Source organism: Modicisalibacter luteus DSM 23508 (genome assembly GCF_000378505.1).
Taxonomy (GTDB): Bacteria; Pseudomonadota; Gammaproteobacteria; order Pseudomonadales; family Halomonadaceae; genus Modicisalibacter; species Modicisalibacter luteus.
In genome coordinates this window covers 1-11,894 of the sequence record NZ_KB900016.1, presented here as the reverse complement: position 1 = coordinate 11,894, position 11,894 = coordinate 1, and the positions used below count along the sequence as shown (strand labels likewise).

Genomic DNA, 11,894 nt, shown 5'->3' with positions numbered 1-11,894 from the left:
GGGCGGATCGATGGCACCGCGGCCAGGCGCTCGCCGGTGAATGGGCACTCGATGAACTTGATCTGGTCATTGACCTTGGGCAGGTCACTGCCGATGTAGCCACGCAGCACTGCCAGCGGCAAGCCAGCGGCACCCGCCTCGTAGGCGCAGGCCATGGTGGCGTGACTGTGCTCGAGGATCTCGACCTTGCGCGGATAGCCTTTCTCCACGGCGTCGCGCAGGCGATGCAGCGAGCCCACACCGGGATTGCCCCCCCACGAGAAAATCAGTTTCTTCACGCAACCGGCTCCGATGAGCTGGTCATAGATCAAGTCGGGCGTCATGCGGATCAGCGTCAGGTCGCGTTTGCTCTGGCGGATGATCTCGTGACCCGCTGCAAAGGGGATCAGGTGGGTGAAGCCCTCCATGGCCACGGTGGCGCCGTCCTCGACGTAGCGCGCTACCGCGTCATGCAGGCTGAGAAATTCGGCCATGGTCTTGCCTCTCTCAACGCCATTGTTCGCAATGTGAACACAGGTTTGTGATACGAACAAAATTAAACAGGTCTAGCGTCGACGTCAAATCACAGCAATAGCGGGCCGGCGAGTTAATCCGGCCCTGTCAATCAGGTTTAGCCAAGTAAAAACAGCAGCTTACTATTTACTTGAGCGCGTTAAGGGCACGTTCGACCTGAGCGTGACTGCTACCAATGTATAATTCCGGGCGTACCGCATCGCGCAGGATCGTTTCACCGATCAGCTGGCGATACGGCATGTTCGAGAGAATGTTCCATCCGCCACTGGTCTCTATTGCCCTAGCCCGAACAAGCGAGACAACTGCCGAGCTACTGATCTATTGATCTGCTTGGGAACAGATGCTGTCCACTCGGCTTACGCTCGCCCGATCGCGAGCGATCCGCAAAGATTCCCATTATCGGAGAGCACATTCAGGTGATGCCGCTCGTGCCGGGTCTTGCTCGGTCTGTCGGGTTGGGCCCGATCGCTGAGCACTCTTTTTTGCTGGCAGGGACGCGCTGCCCATACAAACTCGCTCCCAATCGAGCTGATCCGCGTGCTGTAAGTGTTCCAGCAGGGTCTGATGCTAGCGCCACACCCGCTTCATGCCAGTCACGCAGGCGCTGCCAGCAGGTCACGCCCGAACCATAGCCCATCTCTTGGGGAAGCATCTCCCAAGGAATGCCCGAGCGCAGGACGAAAAGGATGCAAAGACTCCAGCACACTATTTCTATGAATGAATTCCCTTCAAATCATTTTCCAAGAGGCTCCTGTAGATAGGTGCGACGCTTCAGATGGCGCCTGTGCAAAATCCCATAAGCCACCCAGCCGATCACTACCCCCCAGAAGGCAGCGCCCAGACTAAACAGGCTCAGGCCCGAGGCAGTTACCATGAAGGTAATAACCGACGCCTCGCGGTGACCCTCCGCCTCGATCGCCGTCATGATATTGGCGCTGATCGCCCCGATCAGCGCCAGGCCGGCCAGCACGGCAATAAATGCTCCAGGCAGCGCCGTGAACAGCGCCACGATACTTCCCGCGAAACAGCCCCCAACGAGGTAGAACAGACCATTGGCGATACCGGCCACGTAGCGCTTATCCGGATCTTCGTGGGCATCCTTGCCGGTGCAGATAGCCGCGGTGATCGCCGCTACCACGGTAGTGATGCCACCGAACAGCGCCGTGACCATGGAGGTCAGGCTGGTCACGCTAATGATTGAACGTGCCGATGCCGTATAGCCAGCTCCGCGCAGGATAGCCATGCCGGGCAAGAACTGACCCGTCAGGCTAACCAACACCAGCGGAATCGCCAGGCTCAGGGTGGCATGCCAGGTCCATTCGGGGGCGATAAACACTGGCGAGGCCAGTTGCCACTGGACACTCTCCAGCGAGGCCCCCTCCAAGCCGACGGCTAGCCCGGCACCGGTCATAAGCAGCAAGATCAGACAATATCTCGGCACCAGGCGCTTGAAGACGAGATAGGCCACCAGCATACCGGTTGCCAGCAGCGGTGTACCCTCGATGGCTTGGAAGGCGCCCAGCCCGAACTGGAACAGGATGCCCGCCATCATGCCCGCCGCGATTCCTTGCGGAATGGCCTGCACCAGCCGATCGAAGGTGCCAGTGATGCCGATCACGAAGATGACCAGGGCCGCCGTAAGATAGGCCCCCACCGCTTCGTTCAGGGACAGCTCGGGAAACAGCGTGACCAGCAGTGCCGTGCCGGGGGCCGACCAGGCAGTCACTACCGGTACTTTCAGCCAAGTGCTAAGCAGAATCCCCGAAACAGCAGCGCCAATGGAGATGGCCCACACCCACGAAGTCATCATGGCTGCCGAGACGTTGGCACTCTGCGCTGCCTGGAAGAAGATGGCCAACGGGCCGGAATACGAGATCAACACGGCAAGAAAGCCTGCCGTCACGGACGGGAAAGACCAATCCTTGAACATTATTCGCTCCTTTGGGGACGATCAACTGTCCTTGGCACCTGTAAAAAAAGCCCACAACGTGGGCCAAGGAGGACGCTACTAGGCGGGCTAACTTCTCAAGCCGGCGAGAAAGAAGGCGTCACTGCAACGCTTCCTTGGCCCCACTCGAGAATTCAAAGTCCTTAGTTTCGAAGATCAGCGAGACTAAAACACCCAGCACCAAGGCCCAGAAAGAGGCGCCTATGCCCAGAATCTGTATGCCCGAGACGGCAATAAGGAAGGCGAAGAGTGCGCCCATCTCATGCTTCTTACCCGAAAAAGCAGTCGCCAGGGAGGATGTCAGCACACGTAGCAGTGCCAAGCCGGCGATGATGAAGATAAAGTAGGATGGCGTAGCCTCGATCAGGCTCACTACATAGCCGTAGAAAGGCGCACCGACCACGAAGATAGCGCCCACGATCACGGCCGAAACCCAGCGCTTGTCCCTGTGCCCGGCTTCCGGTGAGGAACAGATGCCGGTCATCGGCGCAGCGATACAAGTGCTGTGCAAGTTAAAAAAGGCGGAAATCATGGTGCCTAGGCCATTGATGGCAGTGATGCCGTTGGCTGGCACGTTCTTGTATCCCATACCCTGAACCAGTCCCACGCCAGCAGGCGTTTCCATGCCCACCAGAATGATGGCCAGCGGAAGTCCGTAGGTCAGAAAGGCTTCCAGAGTGAACGTGGGCATGATGATTTCAGGGAAGGTGATGGAGGCTTCGATACCGGACAGGTCGACACCGGTCGCGAGAAGGTAGGCAATACCTGCCCCCATGGAAACGAGCAGCGGTGGTACCTTTCTGAACAACCGAGCGGACAGGAAAAAGCTCAGGATCATAATCGCTGCCGGCAGCATAGCGTCTTCCAGCGGGCTGACCATCTTGGTGCCGAAACTCAGGAGTATCCCAGCAACCATGCCCATGACGATAGGCATGGGAATAAGCCGCATGACAACCGACATCACGCCGGTTATTCCGGCAACCAAGGAGATTGCCCCAGCGATGAGAGTAGCGCCCAGGGCCGCTTCCAACCCCACGACAGGAATAACCGCCGCAAAAAGCAACGCACCGGGAATCGAGTTAGCCATGGGGAGTGGCTGCCGATAATAGGCAGGTACCACGAGGCCAAAGAGACCATTGATCATCAAGTAGCTGATAACCCACAGCATGATGAAGGACGGTTCAAGCCCCGCGGCGGTGCCGGCGCTAATATGAATCATGCCGGCACTGAGCCCGAAAATACCGGCTACCAAGCCAGCGCTGGCATTCTCGGGCGTAAGGTCTCTAAAGAAATCAGAGGGGAGTTGCTTAAGGCTGATACCCTTTTCTATATGCTTCACGGCGTGCTCCATAGTTATACATTTGTTGAGCAACAGGAGACTGACACCGCCGGTGGTATCGGCGGCTGGCGTTATCGTGGGATATTCATGTTTCGCTAGATGGCTACGGGATGGTCAGCCCTGATCGCCTCCCGCCACCGGCACCACGCTACCGGTGATGTAGCTGGCTTCTTCGGAGGCCAGGAATAGGATCGGCGCAGCCTGCTCGTCCAAGGTGCCGTAGCGATGCATCAGGCTGCTCGCCTTGGTCTGGTCGATATGTGCCTGGAACCACGACCGCTCCTGCTCGTTACGTGCCTCGGGCGTGCCGCGCGATACGCGCCTCGGCGGCGCCTCAGTGCCACCCGGCGCGGTGGCAACGACACGTATCCCGGCATCCGCATACTCAAAGGCCAGCGAGGCGGTCATGGCGTTGATCCCGCCTTTGGCCGCCGAATACGGAATGCGGTGGATACCACGGGTGGCCGCCGAGGACACATTGACGATGACACCGCTGCCCTGCTCGACCATGGTTGGCAACGCCCCCCGACAGCACCACAGCGTCGGCATCAGCGAGCGATTAACCTCGGCGCCGATCTCAGTTGCGGTGAACTCGACGAACGGCTTGAAATTGATCGCCCCGCCGACGTTATTGATCAGTACGTCGATCCGCCCGAAACGCTCTCGGGCCTGGCGCATGGCTTCCTCGGCACCTTCCCAGGTCTCGAGATCAGCCTGGACGGCAATGGCGTCGCCCCCCTTCTCGACGATGGACGCCACGACCTCATGCACCACGTCGGCACGGTCGACCAGCACCAGACGACCGCCCTCGGCTGCGGCGCGTTCGGCGACCCGCTGCCCGATGCCTTGGGCTGCGCCGGTCACGACCATGACCTTGCCTTCGAAACGTGCAGCATTCATGCGACCACCTCGCTGGCTGGCGTCAGGCTCGGCGCGAACTTCTCGTAGTGGAAGCTGGCCGGGGTGATGCCCTGCTCGCGGAAGTGTTTGAGCACGGCATCGACCATCGGCGGTGGTCCGCACAGGTAGACGTCCACATCGCCGGCGTGCAGCATCTCCCGCCCCATGTGGTGTGTCACATAGCCCTTGCGCGGATGCTCGCTGGTCTCATCGGCCACCACGGTGGTATAGCTGAATTCGGGCAATGTCTCGGCAAAGCCTTCAAGCTCATCCAACTTGACTAGGTGATCATCGCGACTGACACCGTAAATCATATGGACCGGCTGATCGCAGCCCTTCTCTTCCAGCAATTTGAGCATGGACAAGAACGGCGCCAGGCCGGTGCCACCGGCCAGCATCAGCAAGGGGCGCTTCACTTCACGCAGGTAGAAGCTGCCCAGTGGTCCGGTCATGGTCAGGCGATCGCACGGCTTGGCCGAACCGGTCAAATAGCCGCTCATCAGGCCGTCGGGCACGTTGCGGATCAGGAACGAGGCACACTTGTCCCCCGGGCGCGAGCTGAACGAGTAGGAACGTGTTTCCTCGCTGCCCGGCACTTGGATGTTGATGTACTGGCCGGGCAGGAAGGTCAGCTCAGCGTCATTATCTAGATCCACGGCCAGCTCGATGCTGTCCTCGGAGAGCTGCTCGACCCTGGCCACCTGGCCGGTAAGTTCGCCGACCTGGGTCTTGCACAACGTCGAGGCCACCGGCACCTGAATGACGCAGTCGGAACTCGGCACCATCTGGCAGGTCAGCACCTTGCCCTCGGCTTCCTCCTCTTCGGAAAGTGCCTCCTCCAGATAGTCATCGCCCATGTTGAAGGCGCCCTGTTCGCAGTGCCCCTTGCAGGTCCCGCATACGCCATCGGAGCAATCCATCGGCAGGTTGATCTTCTGGCGATAGGCCGCGTCGAGCACCGTTTCCCCGTCCTTGCAGGTGATGAAGCGGGACACGCCGTCCTCGAAGTTGAGTGCAATGGTGTAGCTCATGGTCGTTTCCTCCCACACCCGGTCAGACGTGATAGACGTCAATGACCTGGTGGATATAGTCGTTGTTGAGTATCACGACTTTCTTTTCGATCAGGGGTTGCTCGCCGGACACGTCCAAGGTGTAAAAGGACGTGCCGAAATAGGCGCTGGTCTGCTGGTAGCGATGACTCAGGGTGTGCCAGTTGAAGCGCAGCTCCACCTTGTCACCTTCCTGACTCAGCACTTCTAGATTGGAGACCTGGTGCGTGGTGCGCGGCTCGGGGATGCTGGTCGCCCCGGAGCGCTCGGTCTTGATGCGGTAGACGCGATCCTCGAGCCCCTCGCGATTGGGATAGTAGATCAGCGAGATCTCGCTCTGCGGGTCCTCGGTCAGCCGGTCATCGTCGTCCCAGGCCGGCATCCAGAACACGGCATTCTTGCTGTAGCACTCGAGCCAGGCGTCCCACTCGCGGTCGTCGAGCAGACGCGCTTCCCGGTAGACGAAAGCCTGGATATCCAGATAATTCATGCTCATGTGATGCCCTCCCTTACGACGCTGACTCGGTGGCGATGAACTGGCTGCGTTCCTTGTCGATGGCGCGCAGCATTTCCTCGACCCAGTGCTTGTGGTGCAGCACGTACAGACCTTCGTCCTCGGGTGACGCGCCGCTAAGCAGCGGCTTCATGTCGATGGCCTTGGCGTTGTCGTCGGCCCCCTCGATCCACTGCTTGGCGCCACGCGAAAGGTCGTTCCACTCAGCATCCAGGCCGGCATAGCCGTTCTGGCAGGCGCGGAATTCTTCCAGATCATCCGGTGTGCCCATGCCGCTGACGTTGAAGAAGTCTTCGTACTGGCGGATACGCAGCGCGCGGTTCTCGGCGGACTCCCCCTTGGGCGCGAAGCAGTAGATGGTGACCTCGCTCTTGTCCACGGCGATCGGACGAATGACGCGGATCTGGGTGGAGAACTGGTCCATCAGGTAGACGTTGGGATACAAACACAGATTGCGCGTCTGGTTGACGATGGAATCGGCACGCGCCTCGCCGAACTCGGCCTCGAGATTGTCCTTCTGGCCGTAGACCGGGCGCACCTCGGGATTGAGCAGGCGCGTCCACAGCATCATGTGGCCGTTCTCGTAGGAGTAGAACCCCCCCATGCTCTTCGACCAGCCGTTGGCATCCACCGCCTTGGTACCGCCGGCATCGTAGTTACGCCGATCCATGGTAGATGAATAGTTCCAGTGCACCGTGCTGACGTGATAGCCGTCGGCGCCATTCTCAGCGCCCAGCTTCCAGTTGCCGCTGAAGGTGTACGATGACGTACCGCGCAGAATCTCGAGACCTTCCGGCGCCTGATCGACAATGTTGTCAATGACCTTGGTGGTCTCACCCAGGTGCTCGGTGAGGGGCTGGACATCCGCGCTCAGGCTGCCGAACAGGAAGCCGCGATAGTTCTCGAAGCGCGCGATGCGCTTTAGATCGTGCGAGCCGTCCTGCTTGAAACCGCCCGGATAGGCGCCGGTCTTTTCGTTCTTGGCCTTGAGCAGCTTGCCGTCGTTCTTGAACGTCCAGCCATGGAATGGGCAGGTGAAGGTGCCCTTGTTGCCGCGCTTCTTGCGGCACAAGGTGGCGCCGCGGTGGGCACAGGCATTGATCAGCGCGTGCAGCTCGCCCTGCTTGTCGCGGGTAATGATCACCGGCTGTCGACCCATAGTCACGGTCATGTAGTCGCCCGGCTCGGGGATCTGGCTCTCGTGGGCCAGGAACAGCCAGTTGCCTTCGAAGATGTGCTTCATCTCCAGTTCGAAGAAGGCCGGGTCAGTGAACATGCTGCGGTGGCAACGGAAGATGCCGTTTTCGGGATCATCGACGACTGCGCCGCGCACACGTTCTTCGAGACGATCAAGCTGTGTGGTCATGATCAGTACCTCAGTGTTGTCATAGCTGTCTTCGCAGGAGCCAACCGACTGCAATAGCAGGCCCCTTCCCCCCGACCGCGCCGGCAAGATCGTCTCGCCAGCGGATTCAGGTATGGTCAGGAGGGTAACGGTCAAACCTCGGCGGTACCGGCCAACTGACTGGCCTGGTCCTGCTCGTCTTCCTTGGCGCGTGGGCGCTTGTGACGAACCTGCAGCTCGAGCGCATCGGTCCGGGCCAGTTCAGCATCGAACACCACTTCGGTAAACGGACCCTCCAGCTCACGCTTGGCGATCTCGGCCGAGTCCTCGATGCGCTTGCCCTCGACCACCAACTCTTCGCGAGTAGCGAAAGCGAAGTCGTCGAAGGTATAGGGATCGCCGGCTAGGTTGATCTGGGTGGTCAGATGCTGATGTCCCGGCGCGGAAATGAAGAAGTGGATATGTGCCGGGCGCTCGCCATGGCGGCCTAAAGCCTTGAGCACCTGGTCGGTCGGGGCGCCTTCCGGCACGCCGTAGCCGGAGGGAATGATGCTACGCGCGGTGTAGCGACCTTCGCTGTCGGTGTAGATAGTGCGGCGCAGGTTGTAGTCCGACTGTGACGGGTCGAAGAAGGAATAGTTGCCTTTGGAGTCGGCATGCCAGATCTCGACTTGGGCACCGGGGATGGGGTTGCCGTCGACGTCACGCACCTGACCGGTCAGCCACATGGTCTCGCCGCTTGTGTCCTGCCCGTCATCCATACGCGCGAAGCCTTCGGCCTCGGGAGCACCGGCCACGTACAGCGGACCTTCGATGGTGCGCGGCGTGCCGCCGTTTCGCTTAGCCTCGGCATCGATGGCGTCCTGGCGCATGTCTAAGTAGTGGTCGAAGCCCAGACCCGGTGAGAGCAGGCCGAACTGCGTCTGTCCGCCCAGAGAGTTGAGCAGGCTGACAGTGGACCAGTATTCTTCAGGCGTAACATCGAAATCATCGATCAGCCTATACAGGTCGGAGAGCAGGCGGTGCATGATCTGCTTGGCGCGCTCGTTGCCGCCAGCCTGTTCGAAGCCACTGACGGTCTTCAGGAAGTCTTGAACTTCAGGGGTCTCGAAGATCTTGACGGTCATGGTTTGGTCCTCAACTTGTTATATTACTTTCTGTGTTCTGTCGCAGTGCATGGTTGACATGCGTATCGGATACGCTCAGCTGTCATCGTCACGTACGGATGATGGATGCCGACACAACGGCTTGACGCGGATCTCCATGTAAGGGAACAGCGGCAGACCGCTGATGATCTCCTGAAGCTCGGCGTTGTCCTCGACATCGAAGACGCTGACGTTGGCGTAGCTACCGGCGACTCGCCACAGGTGGCGCCACTTGCCCTGCCGCTGCAATTCCTGCGCGTAGGCCTTCTCGGTCGCCTTGATCTCAGCGGCACGTTCGGCCGACATGTCTGGGGGCAGCTTGACGGTCATTTCGACGTGATACAGCATTCTCGGTCTCCCATGATGGATGGTTGGCCTCGAGCTTTAACCGTCCTTACGGCGGTAATAGCCCAGCTTGTCTTCATCGAGAGTGATGCCCAGTCCCGGCCCCTTGGGCAGATCGACCCCGAACGCGTGATAGCGCAGCGGCTCGGTGACGATGTCATCCTTGAGCAGCAGTGGGCCGAACATCTCGGTGCCCCAGGCCAGGGTGTCGAGGGTCGCCCAGGCATGCAGCGAGGCTGCCGTGCCGAGGGTGCCCTCGAGCATGGTGCCGCCATAGAGGCCGATCCCCGCCGCCTGGGCGACATGCGCCAGCTCGATCGCCCCACTGGGGCCACCGGACTTGGCGATTTTCAGGGCATAGGCCCCACTGAAACCGCCGGCGGCCAGGGTGAAGCCGTCGCGTGCGTCCTGAATTGCCTCGTCGGCGAGCATTGGCACCTGAAAGCGCTGGGACAGGCGAACCAAGCCGGCGAATTCACGCGCCGGGATGGCCTGCTCGATCAGGTCGATCCCAGCCTCCTGCAGCGCGGCGATACCACGAACCGCCGTCGCTTCGTCCCAGGCCTGATTGACATCGACGCGTACGCTGGCGCGATCGCCGAGTGCCGCTTTGATAGCCGCTACGTGGCGTACATCGTCGTCGACATCATTGGCACCGATTTTGAGCTTGAAGTCGCAGTGACGGCGGTCATCGAGGCGCTGAAAGGCTTCGTCGATGTCTTTTCGGGTATCGCCACTGGCCAAGGTCCACAGCACCGGCAAATGGTCCTGGCGCGCCCCGCCGAGCAAGTCGGAAACGGACAATCCCAGGCGCTTGCCCTGAGCATCGAGCAGTGCGGTTTCCAGCGCCGATTTGGCGATGGCATTGCCGCGCACGTGGCGGTGCATCAGAGCACGCAAGGCGTTGACGTTGACGGATGGCTGTCCGATGAGCAGCGGTGCCAGGTAGGTATCGATGTTGCGCTTGATGCTTTCCGGGCTCTCCGGGCCGTAGCTCAGCCCACCGATGGTGGTGCCCTCGCCCAGCCCCTCGATGCCATCGGAATGGCGCATGCGCACGATGACCAAGGTCTGGCAGGCCATGGTGGTCATCGACAGCTTGTGCGGCCGAATGGTCGGCAGATCGACCAAGTGAGTTTCGATGGTTTCGATCACGGCGGACATGTGTGGCTCCCGGATTGCGCCTTGTGATGGATTGAAGACAGTTTGATTGCACGCCGGAGTCGAAACCAATATTGTTTGGGTGCATAGCAATACCTTGGAGGTATTATGGAGCTGCGTCACCTGCGTTACTTCGTGGTTGTGGCCGACGAGCTGAACCTGACCCGCGCGGCCCGTCGCCTGAACATGGCCCAGCCGCCTTTGACTCGCCAAATCAAGCAGTTAGAGGTTGAGATAGGTACAACTTTGTTTGAGAGAAGCCCGCGTGGGCTGGCTCTGACCACGGCCGGTCAATTTTTTTATGAACATACCCTACAGATACTTGAGAAGGTGAATACCACCATCGCAGCCACACGACGCATTGCGCGCAGTAACCTATTGATGTTCGGGGTCGGTTTCGTGCCTTCGGTGTTCTACGGTCAGTTACCTCAGCTAATACGCGGGTTACGACAAAAGAATAATGTCGAGCTGTCACTGGTCGAACTGACCACGGTGCAGCAGATCCAGGCGCTCAAGGCCGGGCGCATCGATATCGGTTTCGGCCGCATTCAGATCGATGACCCGGACGTGGAGCAGGAGGTATTGTTCGAGGAGCCGATCATTGCCGCGCTACCGGCCGGGCATCCGCTGGAAAATAGTCAGCCGACCCTGACCGAGCTCGCCAAGTATCCATTGATCCTGTTTCCGGCATCGCCTAGGCCGAGCCTTGCCGATGTCATGCTGGGTCTGTTCCGGCGCCGTGGAATCAAGGTCAACGTAATCCAGGAAGCCAATGAGTTGCAGACGGCGCTGGGTCTGGTGGCCTCGGACTTGGGCGTGACATTGGTCCCCGAGCAGGTGAGCCGTCTCAAGCGAGACGGAATCGTCTATGTGCCGCTGGCTGAAAAAAGCATTACCACACCGATCATCTGTAGCCGGCGCAAGGAACCTCCGTCAGCTATCATGCGCAGCGCCAATGAGATTCTGGATGTATTGGTCGAGAACCGACGCAGCGGGCGTTATCCCGGAACTAGAGGAATCTGTGAAAAGCCGCTGCTCTGATGAGCGGCGGCTGATTCCAATCGGAAAGCGACCAGGCCATCCATATAGGTTATAGAAGCCCCGGCAGCCACAACACCAGCGCCGGGAAGGCGATGCACAGCGCCAGTCCGGTGAGCTGCAGCACCACGAAGGGGATGATCGAGCGATAGATGGTCCCAATGCTGATCTGCCCCTCGGTGATGCCCTTGAGGTAGAACAGCGCGTAGCCGAACGGGGGGTCAGGAAACTGGTCTGCAAATTGATCGCCACCAGAATGGCGAACCAGACCAGCAATGCCTGACCCGACAGTCCAAAGCCGAAGTCGAGCAGCTCGACCACCGGCGCCACCAAGGGCAGTACCACGAAGCTGATTTCAATCCATTCGAGGAAGAACCCCAGCACGAATATCAGCGCCATCAGCAACAGCAGTAGCCCATAGGGACCTAGGCCGGTACCGGTGATCATCTCCTCGATCATGTAGTCGCCGCCCAGGCGCTTGAAGACCACCGAAAAGCAGGTCGCGCCGATCACCACGAACAGGATCATTGCCGAGGTGCGCGACGTCTCGCGTACCGCGCTGCGCAGGGTCGCCCAGTCCAGGCTGCGCATCGCCAA

At 59.9% G+C, this 11,894-nt stretch carries 12 protein-coding genes and 1 pseudogene; 1 reads left to right on the top strand and 12 read right to left on the bottom strand.

What is annotated here, in order from left to right:
• The 11 genes and pseudogenes from F568_RS0121280 to F568_RS0121230 all read right to left on the bottom strand — a co-directional run.
• Positions 1-473 (bottom strand): CoA transferase subunit A (locus F568_RS0121280; protein ID WP_019020777.1); only part of this gene is annotated, 473 nt, incomplete at its 3' end.
• Between the two features lie 467 nt (positions 474-940).
• Positions 941-1,201, bottom strand: a pseudogene (locus F568_RS25950) (transposase); the annotation flags it as partial.
• 45 nt (positions 1,202-1,246) lie between these two features.
• Entirely contained in the window at positions 1,247-2,443 is a 1,197-nt protein-coding gene (locus tag F568_RS23590) for a benzoate/H(+) symporter BenE family transporter (protein WP_019020775.1), read from the bottom strand.
• 118 nt (positions 2,444-2,561) lie between these two features.
• On the bottom strand, positions 2,562-3,800 hold the full coding sequence (locus F568_RS0121265; RefSeq protein ID WP_026300708.1) for a benzoate/H(+) symporter BenE family transporter: 1,239 nt from the start codon (positions 3,798-3,800) through the stop codon (positions 2,562-2,564).
• A 114-nt stretch (positions 3,801-3,914) separates the two neighbouring features.
• Entirely contained in the window at positions 3,915-4,700 is a 786-nt protein-coding gene (benD, locus tag F568_RS0121260; protein ID WP_019020772.1) for a benzoate diol dehydrogenase BenD, read from the bottom strand.
• Positions 4,697-5,731, bottom strand: a complete 1,035-nt coding sequence (gene benC / locus F568_RS0121255; RefSeq protein WP_019020771.1) for a benzoate 1,2-dioxygenase electron transfer component BenC — start codon at positions 5,729-5,731, stop codon at positions 4,697-4,699. The genes benD and benC overlap by 4 nt, the downstream gene beginning before the upstream one ends.
• A 22-nt stretch (positions 5,732-5,753) precedes the next feature.
• On the bottom strand, positions 5,754-6,245 hold the full coding sequence (gene benB / locus F568_RS0121250; RefSeq protein WP_019020770.1) for a benzoate 1,2-dioxygenase small subunit: 492 nt from the start codon (positions 6,243-6,245) through the stop codon (positions 5,754-5,756).
• Between the two features lie 13 nt (positions 6,246-6,258).
• On the bottom strand, positions 6,259-7,629 hold the full coding sequence (locus F568_RS0121245; RefSeq protein ID WP_026300707.1) for a Rieske 2Fe-2S domain-containing protein: 1,371 nt from the start codon (positions 7,627-7,629) through the stop codon (positions 6,259-6,261).
• A 131-nt stretch (positions 7,630-7,760) separates the two neighbouring features.
• Entirely contained in the window at positions 7,761-8,735 is a 975-nt protein-coding gene (catA, locus tag F568_RS0121240; RefSeq protein WP_019020768.1) for a catechol 1,2-dioxygenase, read from the bottom strand.
• Between the two features lie 75 nt (positions 8,736-8,810).
• Positions 8,811-9,101 (bottom strand): muconolactone Delta-isomerase, encoded by a 291-nt coding sequence (gene catC / locus F568_RS0121235; RefSeq protein WP_019020767.1) that lies wholly within the window; start codon positions 9,099-9,101, stop codon positions 8,811-8,813.
• 36 nt (positions 9,102-9,137) lie between these two features.
• Complete coding sequence (locus tag F568_RS0121230) at positions 9,138-10,262, bottom strand: muconate cycloisomerase family protein (RefSeq protein ID WP_019020766.1); 1,125 nt, start codon at positions 10,260-10,262, stop codon at positions 9,138-9,140.
• 105 nt (positions 10,263-10,367) lie between these two features.
• On the opposite strand from F568_RS0121230, the gene F568_RS0121225 reads away from it, so the two are divergent.
• On the top strand, positions 10,368-11,300 hold the full coding sequence (locus F568_RS0121225; protein ID WP_019020765.1) for a LysR family transcriptional regulator: 933 nt from the start codon (positions 10,368-10,370) through the stop codon (positions 11,298-11,300).
• On the opposite strand, the gene F568_RS23585 is transcribed toward F568_RS0121225, so the two are convergent.
• Positions 11,193-11,894 (bottom strand): TRAP transporter large permease subunit (locus F568_RS23585; protein ID WP_444939603.1); only part of this gene is annotated, 702 nt, incomplete at its 5' end. The two genes, F568_RS0121225 and F568_RS23585, sit on opposite strands and share 108 nt — an antisense overlap.